The following is a 20,470-nucleotide window of genomic DNA, read 5'->3' as shown; positions in this document are numbered from 1 at the left end:
AGTGTTTGAGCATGGACCGCCGGATCTTCGGGATCGAGAACGAGTACGGCGTCACCTGCACGTTCAAGGGCCAGCGGCGACTCAGTCCCGACGAGGTCGCCCGCTACCTGTTCCGCAAGGTCGTGTCCTGGGGCCGGTCGAGCAACGTCTTCCTGCGCAACGGCGCCCGGCTCTACCTCGACGTCGGAAGCCACCCGGAGTACGCCACGCCGGAGTGCGACGACGTCGTCGAGCTCGTCACCCACGACAAGGCGGGGGAGCGGGTGCTCGAGGGCCTGCTGCTCGACGCCGAGCAGCGCCTCCACGACGAGGGCATCGCGGGCGAGATCTATCTCTTCAAGAACAACACCGACTCGGCCGGCAACTCCTACGGCTGCCACGAGAACTACCTGGTCAGCCGGGCCGGCGAGTTCAGCCGGCTCGCGGACGTGCTCATCCCGTTCCTCGTGACCCGGCAGATCATCGTCGGCGCCGGCAAGGTCACCCAGACGCCGCGCGGCACGTCGTACTCGGTGAGCCAGCGTGCCGAGCACATCTGGGAGGGTGTCTCGAGCGCCACGACCCGCAGCCGGCCGATCATCAACACCCGCGACGAGCCACACGCCGACGCCGAGAAGTACCGGCGTCTCCACGTGATCGTGGGGGACAGCAACATGAGCGAGACGACCACCATGCTCAAGGTGGCCTCCTGCGACCTGGTGCTGCGGATGATCGAGGAGGGCGTGGTGATGCGCGACCTCACGATGGAGAACCCGATCCGGGCGATCCGGGAGATCTCCCACGACGTGACCGGCCGCCGCAAGGTGCGCCTCGCCAACGGACGCGAGGCCAGCGCCCTCGACATCCAGGGGGAGTACCTCGCGAAGGCCCGCGACTTCGTCGACCGGCGCGGGATCAGCACGCCGGTCATCGAGCGCACCCTCGACCTGTGGGAGCGCGGGCTCAAGGCCGTCGAGTCCGACGACCTCGGCCTGGTCGACCGCGAGATCGACTGGGTCATCAAGTGGAAGCTCATCGACCGCTACCGCGCCAAGCACGGCCTCCCGCTCAGCCACCCGCGGGTCGCCCAGCTCGACCTGGCCTACCACGACATCCACCGCAGCCGCGGTCTCTACTACCTGCTGGAGAAGCGCGGCGCGGTCGCGCGGGTCACCAGCGACCTGAAGATCTTCGAGGCCAAGTCGGTGCCCCCGCAGAACACCCGGGCCCGGTTGCGCGGGGAGTTCATCCGCAAGGCCCAGGAGCGCCGGCGCGACTTCACCGTCGACTGGGTGCACCTCAAGCTCAACGACCAGGCGCAGCGCACGGTGCTCTGCAAGGACCCGTTCCGGGCGTACGACGAGCGGGTGCAGCGCCTGATCGACGGAATGTGACGGCGGGCTTGTAGGGTTTCGGCGTGCTCAGCCGACTGACCCGCCCTGCCGCTCTCCTCACCGCCTCGCTGTGCGGCCTCGCCGTGCTCGCCGGCTGCGGTGACGCCCCGGACGAGAAGACCGCCAAGGGGTTCGACGCGGTGTCGATCTCCGGCACGGTCGGCGAGACCCCCGAGATCGACTGGAAGGCACGCGTCGCGTCCGGCTCGACCGAGACCGCCGTGATCGAGGAGGGTGACGGCCCGGTCCTCGAGGAGGGCGACATGGTCCTCACCAACATCGCGATCTCCAACGACGTGACCAAGGACGTCACCTTCGACACCTACGGCGAGGAGGGCGCGGTCCTGCTCGAGGTGGGCGCCGAGAAGGAGCCCGTCCAGGTGATCGACCTGATGACCGAGCTCATCAACCAGGAGATCGAGCCCGGCACGACCACGGTCGGCACCCGCATCGCCGCCGTCGTCGACGTCGAGGACGAGTGGGAGACCAACATCGCGCTGGCGCTCACCCCGCTCGGCATCGGCAACGAGGACGGCATCGTCGTCGTGGCCGACCTCGACGCCGTACCGCTCGACGCCCCGGAGGGCGAGAAGCAGGCCGCGCCGCGCTGGGCCCCCGAGATCGTCGAGAAGGACGGCAAGATCACCGCGCTCGACTCCAGCGGTCAGCCGGAGCCCGACGCCGCGGCCAAGGACCTGACCCAGGCGACCCTGGTCACGGGGACCGGCGACGTCGTCGAGAAGAACGACCTCATCGTCGTCAACTACATCGGCCAGGTCTGGGACGGCGACAAGCCGTTCGACAGCAGCTACCAGAACGACGCGCCCGCGACGTTCACCATCGGCGTCGGCGCCGTGGTCAAGGGCTGGGACGAGGGCCTGGTCGGCAAGACGGTCGGCAGCCGGGTCCTGCTCCGCATCCCGCCGAAGCTGGGCTACGGCAAGGAGGGCCAGGGCGAGGACATCCCCGGCAACTCCACGCTCTACTTCGTCATCGACATCCTGGCCGCCGGCTGATCCTCAGGCAGAATCGGGGCCATGCCCGCGCCGAAGAGCGAGCGCCTGCTCAATCTCCTCATCATGCTGCTGGTCCAGCGGCGCCCGATCGCCAAGGACCGGATCCGGGAGCTCCTCTACCCGGACTCGCGTCCCGACGCGTTCGAGAAGATGTTCGAGCGTGACAAGGACGAGCTGCGGAGCCTCGGCGTGCCCGTCGAGGTCGCCCAGATCGACCCGCTGTTCGACGACGAGGTCGGCTACCGGATCCCGCCCGACGAGTTCGCCCTGCCGGACGTCTCGCTGACGCCCGAGGAGGCCGCCGTCGTCGGGTTGGCATCCCGGGTGTGGCAGCAGGCGACGATGGCGCAGGCGACGACCGACGCGGTGCGCAAGCTCAGCGCCGCCGGGCTCGACGTCGACCTGACCGCGCTCGAGATCGCCCAGCCTCGGTCCAACGCCGACGAGCCGGCGTTCGCGCCCTGCTGGGAGGCGGTCTGCGAGCGCACCCGGATCGAGTTCGACTACCAGCGTCCCCACGAGGCGACGACGATGCGGCGGCACGTGCAGCCGTGGGGCCTGGTCCGCACGTCGGGCCGCTGGTACCTCGTGGGGTTCGACACCGACCGCGAAGCGGAGCGGGTCTTCCGCCTGGACCGGATCGCGAGCGCCGTACGCAAGGTCGGCGCGGCGCGGGCGTTCGAGGTCCCGCCCGACACCGACCTGCGTGAGACCATCGAGCGCCTCGCACCGACGCCGGCCGCCGAGCGCGCGGTGCTGCTCGTACGGCGCGGCACCGGCCACAGCTTCCGGCGCCGCGCCGCGCGGATCGACCCCGACGTCACCGGTCCCGATACCCGGACCGGGTGGGACCGGGTCGTTCTCGAACGGCCGGCCCGGGGCCTCGTCGACGAGGTGCTGTACCACGGCGCCGACGTCGTCCTGCTCGAGCCGCTCGCGCTGCGGTCCGAGGTCGTCGGCCGGCTCGAGGCGGTCGCCGGATGACCGCCACGACGGGGACGACCGGGACCGCTGCACCGGGTGCCCGCGACCAGGTCGCCCGGCTGCTCACCCTGGTGCCGTTCCTCCACCACCGCGACGAGGTGCGTCTCGCCGACGCCGCCGAGCTGCTCGGGACCTCGCCGGCCCAGGTCCTCGGCGACCTCAAGGTCCTGTTCATGTGCGGTCTCCCCGGCGGCCTGCCCGACGACCTCATCGACGTCGACCTCGACGCGATCGAGTCCGACTCGGGCGGCCCGGTCGCCGACGGGGTCATCCGGATCGAGAACGCCGACTACCTGGCGCGGCCTCTGCGGCTCAGCCCGACCGAGGCCTCGGCGGTGATGGTCGCGCTCCACACCCTGCGCCAGGCGTCGCCCCGCGCCACCCAGGTGATCATCGACGCGGTGCTGGCCAAGCTCGAGGGCGCAGCGGCGACCGCGGCCGCAGCCCGGCGGATCGCGGTCGACGCCCGCTCCGGCGAGGTGGCCCTGCTCGCGTTGAGCGACACCCTCCAGCGGGCGGCCGACGAGCAGCGCCAGGTGCGGCTCACCTACCACGTGCCGAGCCGCGACGAGCTGTCCGAGCGCGTCGTCGACCCCCGCGGGGTCGTCCCGCACGGCCGGTTCTCCTACCTCGACGCCTGGTGCCACGAGGCCGGGGGAGAGCGACTCTTCCGCCTCGACCGGATCACCGAGGCGACCGTGCTCGACGCGCCCACGACCACGCCGGCGGCGCCGCCGCGCGAGGTCCACGAGGGGCTGCTGAGCGGGGAGGCGCCCGCCGGCGGCACTGTCGCCACGCTCCGGCTCGACCCGCAGGCCGACTGGGTGCCGCAGTACTACCCGATGCAGGACGTGCGCCCGCTCGACCGGGGGGCGCTCGAGGTGGACCTCCCGGTGGCTGACCCGCGCTGGCTGATGCGGCTGCTGCTCCGGCTCGCGCCGCACGCACAGGTGCTCGCACCCGAAGAGTTCATCGGGACTTTCACAGCGACAGCACAGGAGACCCTCGCGCTGTACCGATGAGTGCGGCGTACCATGGTCACAGGTAGTTCCCCGGGGGGCGGCGACGTCCCCTCAGTTCCTCGAAGTGAGAGTAGGCAAGGCGATGGTTCCCCTGATCGGAATGCCCCAGGGATGGGAGTGGCTGATCGTCCTCGCCATCTTCGTCCTCGTGTTCGGTGCGGCCAAGCTGCCTGACCTCGCTCGCGGCACCGGTCAGGCGCTGCGGATCTTCAAGGCCGAGACCAAGGGGCTCAAGGACGACGACACGCCCAAGGGCGAGCTGAACGCGGCCGACGAGGTCGCCGAGGCCGAGATCGTCGAAGAGCCGCGCGAGCGCAACGCCTGAGCCTGGTCACTTGTCGCTCACGGGAGTCTTCAAGCTCTTCGTCGGCAAGCCCGTCCACCCCGTCGGAGCCGACGGGCGGATGGCCCTGTCCGACCACCTGCGGGAGCTGCGCGCCCGGATCCTGAAGATCGCCTTCACGATCGTCGCCGCGTTCGTCATCGCCCTGTTCTTCTTCGATCCGTTGTTCGCGATCGTCAACGAGCCCTACCAGCAGGCCCGGCAAGCCCTGGGCGAGGACCGCACGGTCGCGACGACCAGTGGCGCGGCCGGCGGCTTCCTGCTCTACCTCAAGCTGTGCGGCATGGCGGCGCTGATCGGGTCCAGCCCGATCTGGCTCTACCAGATCTGGGCGTTCATCCTCCCGGGGCTGCACTCCAGCGAGAAGAAGTGGACGGCGATCTTCGCCGTCATCGCGGGACCGCTCTTCATCGGCGGCATCGCCCTGGGCTACCTCACCCTGCCCAAGGGCCTCGAGCTCCTCATCGGCTTCACCCCGGGGGACCTCACCAACCTGGTCGACTTCAACGACTACCTCACGTTCTTCATGCGGACGCTGCTCGGCTTCGGGATCGCGTTCGAGATCCCCGTGTTCGTCGTGATGCTCAACCTCGCCGGTGTGGTCAAGGGCAAGGCGCTCGGCAACCACCGGCCGTGGATCATCGTCGGCACCTTCCTGTTCGCCGCCGTCATCACCCCCTCGGGCGACCCGTTCACCATGTCGTTCATGGCCGTCCCGATGGTGATCCTGTTCCTCGTCGCGGAGGTGATCGCCCGCCTCAACGACCGCCGTCGGGCGCGCCGCGGGATCAACGCCGGCCTCAGCCCGGACGAGGCCTCGGCACTGTGACCCGTCCCTGCAGTGCCGTCGACGCGTTCGACCTCCCGGAGTGGCTCGGCGTCGACCCGGTGACCTGGTCCGCTGCCGGCCCGATGCACCACGGGATCGTGCCGGGGGTGCTGCGGAGCGACACGGCGGGGGTCGAGATGCCGTGCGACCTGATGGCGGGCGACGTGGCCTACCCGGTGGCCGTGGTCGACGAGGACAGCCGGATCCAGATCCACCAGGCCTGGCGGCACGGACAGGTGCACATCCTGCACCGGGACGACCGGCTCACCCTCGGCGCTCCGGGGACCGACTTCAACGCGCCCCGGGTGCTCGACGTCGTGGGACGGCTCGCGAAGGCCGTCGGCGCCCCGCCGGACCACTTCGCCGTCCGGCTCCGCGTGGCGCGCGACGGCTCCGGCTGGGACCGCGGCGGCGCCGGATAGGTTGGCGCCGTGACCCGCCAGATCGCCCTGCTCACCAACCCGACGGCGGGCAGGGGCCGCGCTCGCCGGGTCCGTGACACGGCACTGCCGCTGCTGCACGGCGCCGGGTGGCGGGTGCGCGACCTCCAGGGGCGCGACGCCGACGAGGCCACCGACCTGGCCCGCGCCGCGCTCGCCGACGGCGTCGATGCGCTCGTGGTCTGCGGCGGCGACGGACTGGTGCACCTGGCGATCCAGGAGGTCGCCGGCACCGACGTCCCGCTCGGCATCCTCCCGGCCGGCACCGGCAACGACGTGGCCCGCTACTTCGACCTGCCGCGTCGCGACCCCGAGGCCGCCGTACGACGTCTGCTCGCCTGGAAGCCGCGGCGCATCGACCTGGCCCGGTCGGGTGACCGGTGGTTCGCGACCGTGCTGGCGGCCGGGTTCGACGCGGTCGTCAACGAGCGCGCCAACAAGATGACCTGGCCGCGCGGCCAGATGCGCTACAACCTGGCGACGCTCGCGGAGCTGCGGACCTTCGAACCGCTGCGCTACGAGCTCGCGCTCGACGGCGAGCAGCGCCAGCTCGAGGCGATGCTGGTCGCCGTCGGCAACGGCCCGTCGTTCGGCGGTGGTCTCCGGATCGCCGAGGGCGCCTCGCTCGACGACGGGCTGCTCGACGTCATCGTCATCGGTCCGATGACCAAGCCCGAGCTCGTGAAGACCTATCCGAAGCTCTTCAAGGGCACCCACGTCCACCACCCGAAGTTCAGCCGGCACCGGGTGAGCCGGGTGACCGTGGCCTCACCCGGGATCGTCAGCTATGCCGACGGCGAGCGGTACGGCGCCCTGCCCCTCACGGTCGAGAGCGTCCCCGGCGCCCTGCAGGTGCTGTCGTGAGCTCCCCGGGCCAGACCGTCTTCGACGACTTCGCCGCGTCCTACCCCTTCCCGCTCGACGAGTTCCAGGCCGACGCCTGCCGGGCGCTCGAGGAGGGCCACGGGGTCCTCGTCGCGGCGCCGACCGGAGCGGGCAAGACGGTCGTGGGCGAGTTCGCCGTCCACCTGGCCGTGGCGACCGGACGCAAGTGCTTCTACACGACGCCGATCAAGGCGCTCTCCAACCAGAAGTTCCACGACCTGGTGACGCGGTACGGGCCCGAGCAGGTCGGCCTGCTGACCGGTGACACCACCGTCAACGGGGAGGCCCCCGTCGTCGTGATGACGACCGAGGTCCTCCGCAACATGCTCTACGCCGGCTCCCGGACCCTCATCGGCCTCGGCTTCGTGGTGATGGACGAGGTGCACTACCTCGCCGACCGGGCTCGCGGCGCGGTCTGGGAGGAGGTCATCATCCACCTCCCGGAGTCGGTGACCGTCGCCTCGCTGTCGGCCACCGTGTCCAACGCCGAGGAGTTCGGCGAGTGGCTCGAGACCGTGCGCGGAGAGACCCGCACGATCGTGGCCGAGCGCCGGCCGGTGCCGCTCTACCAGCACGTGATGGTCGGTCGTCGCCTCCACGACCTGTTCGCCTCCTCCGACGTGGACGCCTCGGCAGGCTTCGTCCGCGAGGGCGCGCCGGTCAACGACGAGCTGATGCGGATCGCTCGCGACGACTGGGCCAGCACCCGGCTGATGCGGGACCGTCGTTCGCCGCGCAAGGGCAATCCCGGCGCGTCCAAGAACCCCCGCAGCGTCGGCAACGGCAGGCGAGTGTGGATCCCCGGCCGGGTCGACGTCATCGACCGGCTCGAGCGCGAGAACCTGCTGCCCGCGATCGTCTTCATCTTCAGCCGCGCCGCCTGCGACGCGGCCGTCCAGCAGTGCCTCGACGCCAAGATGCGGCTGACGACGCCCGCGGAGCGCGACGAGGTGATCGCCTACGTCGAGAGCACCGTCGGGACCCTGCCGGGCGCCGAGCTCGAGGTGCTCGGCTACTCCGACTTCCTCGACGCGGCCAGCCGCGGCGTCGCCGCCCACCACGCCGGCATGCTTCCCGCCTTCAAGGTGTGCGTCGAGGCGCTCTACCTGCGCGGCCTGGTCAAGGTGGTCTTCGCGACCGAGACGCTCGCACTGGGGATCAACATGCCGGCCCGCACCGTCGTGCTCGAGAAGCTGACGAAGTGGAACGGCGAGACCCACGCCGACATCACGCCGGGGGAGTACACCCAGCTCACCGGCCGGGCCGGCCGCCGCGGGCTCGACGTCGAGGGGCACGCCGTCGTGCTCTGGCAGCCCGGCATGAACCCCCGCGAGCTCGCCGGCCTCGCCTCCACCCGGACCTACCCGCTCCGGTCCTCGTTCCGGCCGTCGTACAACATGGCGGTCAACCTGGTGCACCAGTACGGTCGGCACCGGTCCCGGGAGCTGCTCGAGCAGTCGTTCGCGCAGTTCCAGGCCGACCGGGCCGTCGTCGGACTGGCCCGCCAGCTGCGCAAGGCCGAGGATGCACTCGAGGGCTATGCGGAGGCGGCGAGGTGCCACCTCGGCGACTTCATGGAGTACGCCGGGTTCCGGCAGCAGATCAACGCGCTGGAGAAGGACGCCAGCAAGGCACGGCGGGCCGACCGCCGTGGTGAGGCGGAGCTGTCGCTGGAGAAGCTGAAGGCCGGCGACGTGATCGTGGTGCCCGTCGGCCGCTTCTCCGGCCCGGCCGTGGTGCTCGACCCGGGCCTGTCCGAGCACGGCCACCGTCCGTTCGTCGTGACGATCGGCCGTCAGGCGAAGCGGCTGGCGATGATGGACTTCCCGGTCCCTGTCGAGCCGGTGGGCCGGATCCGGTTGCCGAAGAAGTTCGAGCCGCGCAACCCGCAGCAGCGCAAGCAGGTCGCCGAGTCGGTGCGGCAGGCGGTCGCCGACCTGCCGCTGTCGGTGACGCGACCCGGCAAGCTCGACAAGTCGCCCTCCGACCCGGGCGTGGCCCGGGAGATCGACGGGCTACGGGCGAAGATGCGCGCCCACCCCTGCCACGGGTGCGCGGACCGGGAGGACCACGCCCGCTGGACCGAGCGCTACTTCAAGCTGCAACGCGACACCGAGACCCTGGCGCGGCGGGTCGAACGTCGTACCAACACCGTCGCCCGTGAGTTCGACCGCGTGTGCGAGGTGCTGGACGCCCTCCAGTACCTCGACGTCGACCGGGTGACCGACCGCGGTCGCGGGCTGATGCGGATCTACTCCGACCTCGACCTGGTCGCCGCGGAGGCGCTGCGCGAGGGGATGTGGGACGACCTTTCGCCCTCCCAGCTGGCCGCCGTGCTGTCCGCCCTCGTCTACGAGGCGCGGCGTCCCGACGAGTCCCCACCCCGCGTCCCGGGCGGTGCGGTCGCGACCACCATCGAGGCGATGCAGCGGCTCTGGGCCGAGCTCGAGCGTCTGGAGAAGGACCACGGGCTGTCGTTCCTCCGCGTCCCCGATGCCGGGTTCGCCTGGACGGCGTACCGCTGGGCCGAGGGCGACGCCCTCGACGAGGTCCTCACCCGCGCGGACCTGACCGCCGGCGACTTCGTCCGCCAGATGAAGCAGCTGGTCGACTTCGCCGGTCAGATCGCCGACGCCGCCGGCGACTCCCCGGTCCGCACGACCGCTCGCGCCGCGATCGGACTGCTGCGGCGCGGCATCGTCTCGCCCGACTGATCCTCGACCTCGTCGATCGCCCGCGCCTCCTCGGCGCGGAGCCGCTCGGCGAGCGACCGGCCCGCAGGAGACAGGGCCAGGACCACCCGGCGTCGGTCCGCGGCGTCGATGTGCCGTACGACGAGCCCGCGCTCGACGATCCGGTCCATGTGGCGGGTCAGGGTGGCCGGCGGGACGACAGCAGCAGTCGCCACCGCGCTCATCGCCAGCCCCGGCTCGTCGTCGATGACGGCGATGATGCGCCAGTCCTCCATCGTCAGGCGCTGCTCGCCGAGGAGGGGGAGCAGGCGGTCCTTGAGCGCCGCCTCAGCGCGGCGCAGGCGGACCGCGTGGCTCGTCGTCATGTCTCGGTCACCTCCGCGTCCTTCGATAGCGATATCCTAGGCACGCGCTCCTCGGGGTTTGAGCGCTTCCGCTCGCGCAGCGTCGCCGGGCAGGCCGTTCCACGACCGCTCGGAGGCCCCCGATGCCCGATCCCTTCCTCTCGGTCGCGTTCGTCGTGCCCCTCCAGGGGCCGACCGGGATCTACGGCCCGTCCTGCCTCGCGTGCGGCGAGCTGGCGGTCGAGCAGCTCAACGCGGCGACGGGCATCGCGGGGCGCCAGGTGGAGCTCGTCGTCGTCGATGCCGGACGCCCGGCGGCGGAGGTCGCCGCCGAGGTCGGCCGGCTGGTGGACTCCGGTCGGGTCCACGCGATCGCCGGGTGGCACATCTCGGCGGTCCGGCAGGCGATCACGCGCCGCGTCGGTGGGCGGGTGGTCTATGCCTTCGCCGCGATGCACGAGGGCTCGGACGAGACGCCCGGGGTGTTCATGATCGGCGAACGACCGATCAACCAGCTGCTGCCGGCCGTCGAGTGGATGCGCGAGGAGCTCGGACAGCGCCGCTGGGCGATCGTGGGGAACGACTACGTCTTCCCCCGGGTGACCGGTGCGACCGCCCGGCTGGCGCTCCAGGGGACGGCGTCGGCCGTGGTGAGCGAGACCTACGTGCCGCTCGGGACCTCGAACTTCCGCGACGTCGTCGCGGACCTCGGCCGCCAGCCGGTCGACGGCGTGGTGATGCTGCTGATGGGCCAGGACGCCGTCCACTTCAACCGCGCGTTCGCGCGGGCCGGGCTGAGCGGATCCATCACCCGGCTGAGCCCGGCGGTCGAGGAGAACACGCTGCTCGGGGCCGGCGCCGCCGCCAACGAGGGCCTCTATGCGGCCGCGGCCTACTTCGACACGCTCGCGACCCCGGAGAGCATCGAGCTGGCACGTGCCTACTACGCCCGCTGGGGTCGGTGGGCACCGACGCTCAACGCGGTCGGGGAGTCCTGCTACGAGGCGATCTGGTTCCTCGCCCGGCTGGGCGAGGTCTGCGGCGCGCTCGACGTGGCGAGCGTGCAGCGGCTCGCGGACGGGCACTTCTACTCCAGCCCTCGTGGTCTGGTCCGGCTCGCCGGCAACCTCCTCGACCAGGACGTGTTCGTCGCGGCCGCCGACGGACTGGAGTTCCGGGTGGAGGAGCAGATCGCTCGCGCGCACTGATCGGCCCCGCCCGCTCAGCGCACCGTGTCGAGCGCGAGAGCCCACGCGTCGGGCAGGGCCGCCTCGTGCGCCTGCGCACCGAGCCGCCGCCACTGGTGTCCGCCGTGCTCGAGGTCGAGGCGGTCGGCGCCCGCCCGGTCGGGATCGGCCGTCACGCCCGTACCGAGGAGGAGCACCGAGGCGACCACCCGGTGCCCGCCCAGCAGCCCGGGGGCGCTCACGGGCCCCAGCGGCAGGTCCTCGACCAGCCAGGGCGTCGCTCCGCTCGAGACGGAGGTGCGCTGCCGGACGCGTCCGGGGCCCTCGCCGTACCGACCGAGCACGAGCGTGTCCCGGACGGCAGCAGCAGCGCCGTTCGCCATCGTGATCCGGGTCGTCCGCTCGACGTCCGCGCCGGCGGCCACCACGAACGGCTCGCCGGCCCAGGTGAGCGCCGCGTCCTCCTCCAGCCGGACCCGGACGTCCCAGCGTGCCCGCCCCCCGCGCATGTCGAACGCCACGGTGCCGGCGGGCTCGATCAGGTGGAGCCGCGCTCCGGCGTCCACCGTGACGTCGATCTCGATCGCGTCACCGGCGAGCAGCAGCGCCCCTTCGGGGACCAGGCTGATCGTCGCCCCGGTCGCGTCGTGGTGGACGAGGACGGCGCGCAACGACGACGCGCCGGGGTCGGAGCCCGCCGAGGTGCTCCTCACCCGGCAGCGGCCACCGTCGGGCGAGGCGCCGACGCGGATCCTGGTACGGCCGACCCGTTCAGTGCTCGTGAGCATGCACGTGCCGTGCCATCGGGCCGGGGTCCTGGGGGACGAGAGCGCCCGTGCGGTGGGCGTCGAGCGTCGCCTCCACCCAGCTGAGGAGCTCGGAGATCGACGTGCCGTCGAGGCGCGAGAGGCCGATGACGGGCCGGGTGCCCCGGGCCACCGTCGCGTCCGCGACCATCTGCGCCACGTCGACCCCGACGTACGGCGCCAGGTCGGTCTTGTTCACGACCAGCAGGTCGGCCCGCTCGATGCCGGGCCCGCCCTTGCGGGCCACGTCACCGCCGCCCGCCACGTCCAGCACGAACACCTGCGCGTCGACGAGCGCGGGCGAGAAGGTCGCCGTGAGGTTGTCGCCGCCGGACTCGACGAGGACCAGGTCCAGGTCGCCGTAGTCGTCCTCGAGCTCCTCGACCGCCATCAGGTTGGCGCTGATGTCGTCGCGGATCGCGGTGTGCGGGCAGGCGCCGGTCTCCACGGCCCGGATCCGGTCGGCGTCGAGGACCCCGGCCGAGCGCAGGAAGCGGGCGTCCTCGTCGGTGTAGATGTCGTTGGTGACGACCGCCAGGCTCAGCCGGCCGGCCAGCTCACGGCACAGCAGGGCGATCAGCGAGCTCTTGCCGGTCCCGACGGGACCGCACACGCCGAGGCGGAGCGCGCGCGGGTGAACGTGGGTGTGGCGCTCCCCGTGAGAGTGGTGGTCAGGCACGGAACAACCTCCTGCTGGTCCGGGCGTGGGCCTCTGCCCACGCCTCGATCTGGGGGCAGCCCACGGCCGGCACGTCGGCCGGCTCCTCCAGGTGGGCCACGGTCGCGGCGAGCCGGTCGACGTCAGGCAGGGAGTCCACCACCCAGCCGGTGACGACGCTCGGGTCGGTCGGGGCCAGCTTGAGCACCGCGGCGCAGACCGTCTGCACGTCGTCGTACCCGATGAGCCGGGCCAGTGGCTCCGGGCCCAGTGCCAGGTGGGCTGCGACGACGCCGAGGACGGTCGCGCGTCCGGGCGCCCTGACCTCGGCGAGGCCGGGCAGGACCTCGGGCCACAGTCGCCCCGCCAGCCGGACCAGTGCCCTGCCCTGACCCCGCGACGACGCGCGAAGGGCAGCACTGGGGGTCCGCGCGGCCCACGCCGTCTCGACGACGTCGACCGACGCCCCCGTCAGCGCCGCGTGGCGGGCCACGACCGCGGTCCCGGCCTCGACGAGAGTCACGCTCTGGAGGCGGGTCCGGACGTACGCCGGGACGTCGTGCGTCGTGAGGCCGTGCGCGATGGCTGCCTCGACGGTCGCCGACTGGGTGTGGCCGGCGACCGGCAGCCGAGCGTCGGCCAGCAGCATGAGGAGGAGGTCGGGGTGCATCAGAACATCGCGTAGAGCTGAGCCAGGGGGAGCTCGGTCGCCGGCGCGGGGACCACCCGCTCACCGTCGATGTCGATCTCGAACGTCTCGGCGTCGATGTCGATCCGCGGGAGCGCGGTGTTGTTGACCATGGCGGCCTTCGTGATCCCACGGGTCGGGCTCACGGGCGCCAAGCGCCGCCGGAGGCCGAGCCGGTCGGCGAGGCCGTCCTCCAGCGCCGCCGGAGCGACGAAGGTGACGGCGTACGGGCTCGCGTCGCTCATCAGCGTGGGACGCATGAGCACCGGCTGGGGAGTGGGGATCGACGCGTTGGGGTCGCCGAGCGCGCCCCACACCAGCGCACCGCCCTTCATCACCACCGAGGGTCGGACCCCGAAGAACCGCGGGTCCCACACGACGAGGTCGGCGAGCTTGCCGACCTCGATCGACCCGACCTCGTCGGCGATGCCGTGCGCGATGGCGGGGTTGATCGTGTACTTCGCGACGTACCGCTGGGCGCGGGCGTTGTCGGCGGCCCCCGCGCCCAGGTCGGCGTGCCGGCCGAACCTGGCCTTCATGACGTGTGCGACCTGCCAGGTGCGACAGATGACCTCCCCGATCCGGCCCATCGCCTGCGCGTCGGAGGAGGTGATCGACAGCGCTCCGATGTCGTGGAGCAGGTCTTCCGCGGCGATCGTCGTGGCCCGGATCCGGGACTCGGCGAACGCGAGGTCCTCCGGCACGGCCGGGTTGAGGTGGTGGCAGACCATGAGCATGTCGAGGTGCTCGGCGACGGTGTTGACCGTGTGCGGGAGCGTCGGGTTGGTCGAGCCGGGCAGGACGTGGGGGAGGGACGCGATCGTCAGGATGTCCGGAGCGTGGCCACCGCCGGCGCCCTCGGTGTGGAAGGCGTGGATGGACCGGCCGTCGATCGCGCCGATCGTCGACTCGACGTAGCCCGCCTCGTTGAGCGAGTCGGAGTGGAGGGCGACCTGGAGACCGTGCTCGTCGGCGGCGCGGAGCGCGGCGTCGATGGCGGCCGGTGTCGAGCCCCAGTCCTCGTGGACCTTGTAGGCCGCGGCCCCTGCCAGTGCCTGCTCGGCGAGACCGGCGGCACTCACCGTGTTGCCCTTGCCCATGAGGAGCACGTTGACCGGGAGGTCGTCGAGGGCACGGTGGACGGCGGTGAGGTGCCAGGCTCCCGGTGTGACCGTGGTCGCCTTGGACCCCTCGGACGGCCCCGTCCCGCCGCCACCGATGGTCGTGATGCCGGTCGCCAGCGCCTCCACCACCTGCGATCGGGAGAGCAGGTGCACGTGGACGTCGATAGCGCCGGCGGTGACGATCTTGCCCTCGCCGGAGACCACGTCGGTCCCGGGGCCGATCACCAGGTCGGGATGGACGCCTTCGGCGATGTCGGGGTTGCCGGCGCGTCCGAGACCGACGATCCGTCCGCCGCGGATGCCGATGTCCGCCCGGACCACGCCCCAGTGGTCCAGGACGACGGCGTTGGTGATCACGGTGTCGAGAGCGCCCTCGGCGGAGGTCCGCGTGGACTGGGCCATCGACTCACGGATCGACTTGCCGCCGCCGAACACGGCCTCCTCGCCGCCGACGGTGTGGTCCTCGGTCACCTCGATCCACAGGTCGGTGTCGCCCAGGCGGACCTGGTCGCCGACCGTCGGTCCGTAGAGCGCGGCGTACGACGCGCGGCTGATCTCAACCATGCTGGGCCTTCCGCTGGATGCCGGGCACGACCCGATGGCCCTGGAGCGCGACGATCGCGACCTCCTGCGAGGCGCCGGGCTCGAACCGCCGTGACGTGCCCGACGGGATGTCGAGACGGAACCCGGCAGCACGGGCCCGGTCGAACTGGAGCGCGGCGTTCACCTCGGCGAGGTGGATGTGGGAGCCGATCTGGACCGGTCGGTCGCCGGTGTTGGTGATGACGAGGACGCCCCTCTCCTCGGCGGTACGCCCGGCGTTCAGGACGATCGTCCCCTCGGCGACCCGGAGGGCACCGGGACCGGAGCTGTTGACGGCCATCAGGTCTCCTAGGCGATCGGGTGGTGGAGGGTGACGAGCTTGCGGCCGTCCGGGAAGGTGGCCTCGACCTGGACGTCGGCGATCATCTCGGCGACCCCGTCCATGACCTCGTCGCGACCGAGGACCTCCCGGCCGCGGCTCATCAGGTCGACGACGCCGGCGCCCGCCCGGGCCTCCTCGATGACCCAGCACGAGAGGAGCGCGACGGTCTCGGGGTAGTTGAGGCGGATGCCGCGTTCCCGGCGGTCGCGCGCGACCATGCCGGCGACGGCGAGGAGGAGCTTCTCGGTGTCGGCGGGGGTGAGGTGCATCGCGTCACACTGCCATTGCGGCACGGACCGCGTCGAGGGCTCCCTCGCCACCCTCGCCGCTGGAGGTCACCCTCCCGGACTCCAGCACCGAGTAGCGGTCGGTGGCCCGCAGGGCGAAGCCGACGTGCTGCTCCACCAGCAGTACCGAGAGGTCGCCACGACGGGTGAGGTCGGTGATGACCTCCTCGATCTCGGCGACCACGTTGGGCTGGATGCCCTCGGTGGGCTCGTCGAGGATCAGCATCCGCGGCCGTGTCAGCAGCGTGCGTGCGATGGACAGCTGTTGGCGCTGGCCGCCCGAGAGCAGGCCGGCGCGCCGGCCGAGGAGCCCACGCAGGGCGGGGAAGGTGTCGAGGACCTCGTCGATCGCCGACCTGTCGGTCGTGATCAGCTGGAGGTTCTCCAACGTCGTCATGTGCGGGAACGCCTGCTGTCCCTGCGGCACGTAGCCCAGCCCGCGGCGGACCCGTCCGCTCGGCCGCAGGCCGGTGACGTCCTCCCCGTCGAGCAGGACCGTCCCCGACCGCACCGGGATGAGTCCGACGGCAACGCGGAGGAGCGTCGTCTTCCCGGCACCGTTGTGACCCATCACCGCGACCGCGCCGCCGACGGGCACCTCCAGGCTGACGTCGTGCAGCACCATCGTCCGGCCGTACCCAGCCGTCACACCCTTGATCTCAATCACGTCCTGCTCCCTCGTGAGTCACGGCATCCGCCTCCGCCGCCTCCGCCGCCTCCGCAGCATCGGCGGTCCGCCCGAGATAGACCTCCTGGACCCTGGCGTTCGCCTGGATCTCGGTGACGGTGCCCTCGGTCAGGACCTTGCCGGCATGCATGACCGTCACCAGGTCGGCGAAGCTCCGCACGAAGTCCATGTCGTGCTCCACGACGACGATGGTGCGCTCGGTCCCGATCCGCTGGAGCAGTGCGCCCGTCTCCTCGCGCTCCTCCGCGCTCATCCCGGCGACCGGTTCGTCGAGCAGCATCACCTTGGCGTCCTGCACCAGGAGCATGCCGATCTCCAGCCATTGCTTCTGCCCGTGCGCGAGCACCCCGGCCGGCCGGTCGCGCAGGTCGCCCAGCCCGATGGTCCCCAGGGCCGCCTCGACGTAGTCCGGCGTACCGCGCCGAGCCCGCAGGAGGGCGAACGGGGAACGGTGCACACCTCCCGCGATGTCGAGGTTCTGGAGCACGGAGAGCTCCTCGAACACGGTCGCGGTCTGGAACGTGCGGCCGATCCCTGCGCGGACGATCCGGTGCGACTTGAGAGCGAGCAGGTTGTGGTTCCGGTAACGCGCGACTCCGGTGGCGGGAACGAGCCCGGTGATCGCGTCGATCAGCGTCGTCTTCCCGGCGCCGTTGGGGCCGATGAGGAAGTGGACGCGACCCTGGAGGAGGGTCAGGTCGACCCCGGACACCGCCTTGAAGCCGTCGAAGTCGACGGTGAGGTCGCGGATCTCGAGGTAGTCCTGGCCGAGGTCGTCGGGAGAGGGGTGGTCGAGCCTCATGACGTCGCCCCCGCAGGACGGGCGGCAGTCGGGCGCACCCGGCGCCGTGGACGCAGCAGGCCGGCGGCGCGGCCGGCCGCCGAGATGAGGCCTGCGGGGAACATGAGGATGACGACGATGAACAGGGCACCCAGGAAGTAGGTCCACTGGTCCGGGAACTGCTCGGACAGGGTCGAACGGCCGTAGCCCACCGCGAGCGCTCCCAACGCTGGTCCGAGGAGCAGGGCCCGCCCGCCGAGGGCGACACCGGCGATCAGGAAGATCGACGCGGTCGCGTCGACGTCCGAGGGCGAGATGATGCCGGCGATCGGCGCGAACATGGCCCCGCCGATGCTGGCCATCACCGCGGCGATGACGAACGCTGCGAGCTTGACGTTGGCCGGGTCGTGCCCCAGGAACCGAACCCGTTCCTCAGCGTCCCTGGTCGCGACCAGCAGCTCTCCGAACCGGCTGCGGTACAGCTGCCACACCACCACCAGGCAGGCGATGAGGAGCCCTGCGGTGATCGAGTAGACCATCCGCTTGTTGACCGGGTCGTACAGGTTGTAGCCGAAGAAGAACGTGAACTGGTTGAGCCCGTTGAACCCGCCGGTCTCCTGGATCGTCGCGATGAGGAGCGTCGCGAACACCACGGCCATCGCCTGGGTGAGGATCGCGAAGTAGGCCCCTTTCACCTTCCGCTTGAAGATCGCCCAGCCGAGGATCGCCGCGGCCACGGCGGGCAACGCCACGATCGCGAACAACGTGAACGCACCGCTGCGGAACGGCTCCCACCAGCCCGGCATCGTGCCGTCGCCGTACAGGAGCATGAAGTCGGGGATCCCCTCCGGACCGGCGGCCTCGAGCTTGAGGTGCATCGCCATCGCGTAGCCGCCGATTCCGAAGAAGACACCTTGGCCCATGACGAGCATGCCTCCCCGGCCCCACGCGAGGCCGATGCCGACGGCGGCGATCGCCCAGCAGCAGTACTTGCCGAGGTTGTTGAGACGGAACGGGCTGAGAACGGACGGCGCGACGACCAGCAGCAGGACGGCCAGGACGGCGATGGCCACCAGCGGGCCGAACGTACGGACGGCGGACTTCATGCCAACCCCCTGCTGCGAACGGTGAACAAACCCTGTGGACGGAGCTGGAGGAAGACGACCACCAGTGCGAACGTCGCGACCTGCGCCATGCTGGCGCTGGTCCAGTCGGCGAAGAACGCGGTCGCGATCCCGACGGCGAACGCGGCGATGACGGTGCCCTTGAGCTGGCCGAGGCCGCCGGCGACGACCACGAGGAACGCCGAGATGATGTAGGTGGTGCCGAGCCGCGGGTTGGTGCCGGAGATGAGGGAGACCGCCACGCCGCCGACACCCGCGAGACCGGACCCCAGGAAGAAGGTCAACCTGTCGACGACGCGGGTGCGGACGCCGACGGTCTCGGCGAGATCCCGGTTCTGGACGGTCGCGCGGATCTGGCGGCCGAAGGAGGAGTACTTCAGGAGAGCGGCGAGCACGCAGAGTGACACGAGCGCGAGGACGATCGTGAACATCTGCCGGTAGGGCCAGTTGTACCCGAAGACGTCGACGTTGCCGTCGAGCCAGCCGGGCGACTCCACGGGGTCGCCCTGAGCGCCGAAGATGTCCTTGGCGAGCTGCTGGAGCACCAGGCTCACGCCGACGGTGACCAACAGGGTGTCGAGCGGACGCCGGTACATCCAGCTGATCACCGTCATCTCGAGCAGCAGGCCGAGCAGCCCGGCGACGACGAACGCCACGGGGATCGCGACGAGGATGGAGATGTCGGTGTTGGAGATGACCTGCTGGGTGAGGAACGCCGTGTAGGCGCCCGCCATCAGGAACTCGCCGTGCGCCATGTTGATGACGCCCATCTGGCCGAACGTCAGCGCCAGCCCGAGAGCGGCGATGAGGAGCAGCGCACCGGTCGCGGTGCCGGCGAGCAGGGGAGTGGTGAAGGAGTCCAAGACGGGACCTCTCGTGGGCGCTGGTGCCGGGGGCTCGCACCTGTCGGCGCGAGCCCCCGTTGTCGAGCGAGTGCGGACGATCAGGTCACTCCGCGCTGGCGTCCCACCAGGAATATCCCTCGAGGAAGGGGTCGGGCTCGATCGGACCGTCGGAGGACCAGACGACGTCGAACTGGTTGTCGGAGTTGATCCGTCCGATGAGGGCGGTCTTCGCGATGTGGTGGTTGTCCCCGTCGATCGTGACCAGGCCCTCCGGTGCCTCGAAGGTCACGCCGTCGGCCGACTCGTTGATGTCGTCGACGTCGAAGGAGTCAGCGGCCTCGACCAGGTTCTTGTAGAGGTAGAGCGAGGTGTAGGCCGCCTCCATCGGGTCCGAGGTCGGGCGCTCGGATCCGAACCGGTCCTGGAAGGCCTCGATGAACGTCGCGTTCGCGGGGCTCTCGACGGACTGGAAGTAGTTCCAGGCGGCGTACTGCCCGGTGACGTCCTTGCCCATCGCCGGCGCCTCCTCCTCGGCGATGGACACCGAGATGATCGGGGAGGTCTCCGGGCTGAGGCCCTGCTCGTAGTAGGCCTTGATGAAGCCGACGTTCGACGAGCCGTTGATCGTGTTGAAGACGAAGTCCGGCTCCGCCTCGACGATCTTGGCCACCTGGGTCGTCCAGTCGTCGTCGTCGAGCGGGACGTACTCCTCACCGACGATCTCGATGCCGAGCTCCTCGGCGTACTGCTTGATGATCTTGTTGGCGGTGCGCGGGAACACGTAGTCCGAACCGGCGAGGAAGAGCGTCTCGACCCCCTCGTCGGCAAGGAACTCCATCGCCGGGATGATCTGCTGGTTGGTGGTCGCGCCGGTGTAGTAGATGTTCTCCGACGCCTCTAGGCCCTCGTACTGGACGGGGTAGAAGAGCAGGCCGTTGTTGGCCTCGACGACGGGGAGCATCGCCTTGCGCGAGGCCGAGGTCCAGCCACCGAAGACGGCGGCGACGCAGTCACCGGTGAGCAGCTTCTCGATCTTCTCGGCGAAGATGGCCGGGTCACTGGCGCCGTCCTCCTCGACGAACTCGATCTCCTTGCCGAGGATGCCGCCGTCGGCGTTGATCTCCTCGGCGGCCAGCGTCAACGAGTCGCGGACGGTCTGCTCACTGATGGCCATGGCGCCCGAGGTGGAGTTGAGGAACCCGAGCTTGATGGTGTCGCCGGAGGTGTCGACACAGCTCTTCGCGGACGAGCCTTCGCTGTCCTTGTTGCCGCACGCGGCGAGGCCGAGCGAGACGGTCAGGGCGAGGACGGCGCCGGCGGCCAGGCGGGAACGTGAATGGTGCACGAGGGGCAACCTCTCGATCATCTGCAGGCGGCTCTGCCGCTGCGCGGTATGGGCACCGCGCTGTGCCCTTCGATGAGCGAGAA

22 protein-coding genes are annotated in these 20,470 nt (G+C 71.0%); 10 read left to right on the top strand and 12 right to left on the bottom strand.

Annotated elements, in window-relative coordinates:
- Positions 1–11 precede the first annotated feature (11 nt).
- The 9 genes from pafA (at position 12) to H0487_RS02350 (ending at position 9,606) form a co-directional block, all read left to right on the top strand.
- Positions 12–1,373, top strand: coding sequence for a Pup--protein ligase (pafA, locus tag H0487_RS02390; protein ID WP_183092626.1), 1,362 nt, complete (start codon positions 12–14; stop codon positions 1,371–1,373).
- Between the two features lie 23 nt (positions 1,374–1,396).
- A complete protein-coding gene (locus H0487_RS24120) occupies positions 1,397–2,389 on the top strand; it encodes an FKBP-type peptidyl-prolyl cis-trans isomerase (RefSeq protein WP_183092625.1) in 993 nt (330 codons plus the stop codon).
- Positions 2,390–2,410: 21 nt separating this feature from the next.
- Complete coding sequence (locus tag H0487_RS02380) at positions 2,411–3,373, top strand: helix-turn-helix transcriptional regulator (protein ID WP_183092624.1); 963 nt, start codon at positions 2,411–2,413, stop codon at positions 3,371–3,373.
- Positions 3,370–4,395 carry a helix-turn-helix transcriptional regulator gene (locus tag H0487_RS02375; RefSeq protein ID WP_183092623.1) on the top strand — a complete coding sequence of 342 codons (1,026 nt, stop codon included), beginning with the start codon at positions 3,370–3,372 and terminating at the stop codon, positions 4,393–4,395. The genes H0487_RS02380 and H0487_RS02375 overlap by 4 nt, the downstream gene beginning before the upstream one ends.
- A gap of 100 nt (positions 4,396–4,495) precedes the next feature.
- Entirely contained in the window at positions 4,496–4,720 is a 225-nt protein-coding gene (locus tag H0487_RS02370; protein ID WP_281370584.1) for a Sec-independent protein translocase subunit TatA, read from the top strand.
- 10 nt (positions 4,721–4,730) lie between these two features.
- On the top strand, positions 4,731–5,567 hold the full coding sequence (gene tatC, locus H0487_RS02365; RefSeq protein WP_183092621.1) for a twin-arginine translocase subunit TatC: 837 nt from the start codon (positions 4,731–4,733) through the stop codon (positions 5,565–5,567).
- A complete protein-coding gene (locus H0487_RS02360) occupies positions 5,564–5,989 on the top strand; it encodes a hypothetical protein (protein WP_183092620.1) in 426 nt (141 codons plus the stop codon). Before tatC ends, H0487_RS02360 begins: the two co-directional genes overlap by 4 nt.
- A 9-nt stretch (positions 5,990–5,998) precedes the next feature.
- The gene (locus H0487_RS02355) at positions 5,999–6,871 is read left to right on the top strand and encodes a diacylglycerol kinase (RefSeq protein ID WP_183092619.1); all 873 of its coding nucleotides are present in this window, start codon (positions 5,999–6,001) and stop codon (positions 6,869–6,871) included.
- Positions 6,868–9,606 (top strand): DEAD/DEAH box helicase, encoded by a 2,739-nt coding sequence (locus tag H0487_RS02350; RefSeq protein ID WP_183092618.1) that lies wholly within the window; start codon positions 6,868–6,870, stop codon positions 9,604–9,606. Before H0487_RS02355 ends, H0487_RS02350 begins: the two co-directional genes overlap by 4 nt.
- Here the strand turns inward: H0487_RS02350 and H0487_RS02345 are convergent.
- On the bottom strand, positions 9,513–9,950 hold the full coding sequence (locus tag H0487_RS02345; protein ID WP_183092617.1) for a MarR family winged helix-turn-helix transcriptional regulator: 438 nt from the start codon (positions 9,948–9,950) through the stop codon (positions 9,513–9,515). The genes H0487_RS02350 and H0487_RS02345 overlap by 94 nt on opposite strands.
- A 122-nt stretch (positions 9,951–10,072) precedes the next feature.
- On the opposite strand from H0487_RS02345, the gene H0487_RS02340 reads away from it, so the two are divergent.
- Complete coding sequence (locus H0487_RS02340) at positions 10,073–11,137, top strand: substrate-binding domain-containing protein (protein ID WP_183092616.1); 1,065 nt, start codon at positions 10,073–10,075, stop codon at positions 11,135–11,137.
- A 14-nt stretch (positions 11,138–11,151) separates the two neighbouring features.
- Here the strand turns inward: H0487_RS02340 and H0487_RS02335 are convergent, their stop codons facing one another.
- The 11 genes from H0487_RS02335 to urtA form a co-directional block, all read right to left on the bottom strand.
- Positions 11,152–11,904, bottom strand: a complete 753-nt coding sequence (locus tag H0487_RS02335) for an urease accessory protein UreD (protein ID WP_183092615.1) — start codon at positions 11,902–11,904, stop codon at positions 11,152–11,154.
- Complete coding sequence (gene ureG, locus H0487_RS02330; protein ID WP_183092614.1) at positions 11,888–12,601, bottom strand: urease accessory protein UreG; 714 nt, start codon at positions 12,599–12,601, stop codon at positions 11,888–11,890. Before ureG ends, H0487_RS02335 begins: the two co-directional genes overlap by 17 nt.
- Complete coding sequence (locus tag H0487_RS02325; protein WP_246382883.1) at positions 12,594–13,250, bottom strand: urease accessory protein UreF; 657 nt, start codon at positions 13,248–13,250, stop codon at positions 12,594–12,596. The genes ureG and H0487_RS02325 overlap by 8 nt, the downstream gene beginning before the upstream one ends.
- A complete protein-coding gene (locus H0487_RS02320; protein ID WP_183092613.1) occupies positions 13,250–14,956 on the bottom strand; it encodes an urease subunit alpha in 1,707 nt (568 codons plus the stop codon). Before H0487_RS02320 ends, H0487_RS02325 begins: the two co-directional genes overlap by 1 nt.
- Positions 14,949–15,275, bottom strand: a complete 327-nt coding sequence (gene ureB / locus H0487_RS02315) for an urease subunit beta (RefSeq protein WP_220793000.1) — start codon at positions 15,273–15,275, stop codon at positions 14,949–14,951. Before ureB ends, H0487_RS02320 begins: the two co-directional genes overlap by 8 nt.
- An 8-nt stretch (positions 15,276–15,283) precedes the next feature.
- Complete coding sequence (locus H0487_RS02310) at positions 15,284–15,586, bottom strand: urease subunit gamma (protein WP_183092612.1); 303 nt, start codon at positions 15,584–15,586, stop codon at positions 15,284–15,286.
- Between the two features lie 4 nt (positions 15,587–15,590).
- Entirely contained in the window at positions 15,591–16,271 is a 681-nt protein-coding gene (locus H0487_RS02305) for an ATP-binding cassette domain-containing protein (RefSeq protein WP_183092611.1), read from the bottom strand.
- Positions 16,264–17,094, bottom strand: coding sequence for an urea ABC transporter ATP-binding protein UrtD (gene urtD, locus H0487_RS02300; protein ID WP_183092610.1), 831 nt, complete (start codon positions 17,092–17,094; stop codon positions 16,264–16,266). Before urtD ends, H0487_RS02305 begins: the two co-directional genes overlap by 8 nt.
- Positions 17,091–18,179 (bottom strand): urea ABC transporter permease subunit UrtC, encoded by a 1,089-nt coding sequence (gene urtC, locus H0487_RS02295; protein WP_183092609.1) that lies wholly within the window; start codon positions 18,177–18,179, stop codon positions 17,091–17,093. Before urtC ends, urtD begins: the two co-directional genes overlap by 4 nt.
- Entirely contained in the window at positions 18,176–19,060 is an 885-nt protein-coding gene (urtB, locus tag H0487_RS02290) for an urea ABC transporter permease subunit UrtB (RefSeq protein WP_183092608.1), read from the bottom strand. The genes urtC and urtB overlap by 4 nt, the downstream gene beginning before the upstream one ends.
- An 85-nt stretch (positions 19,061–19,145) precedes the next feature.
- Entirely contained in the window at positions 19,146–20,387 is a 1,242-nt protein-coding gene (gene urtA / locus H0487_RS02285) for an urea ABC transporter substrate-binding protein (protein WP_312855791.1), read from the bottom strand.
- Positions 20,388–20,470: the final 83 nt, after the last annotated feature.

Origin of the sequence: Nocardioides stalactiti (assembly GCF_014180715.1) — a bacterium.
GTDB lineage: Bacteria > Actinomycetota > Actinomycetes > Propionibacteriales > Nocardioidaceae > Nocardioides > Nocardioides stalactiti.
The sequence above is the reverse complement of the archived record's forward strand: the minus strand, read 5'-3'. Positions and strand labels throughout refer to the sequence as shown.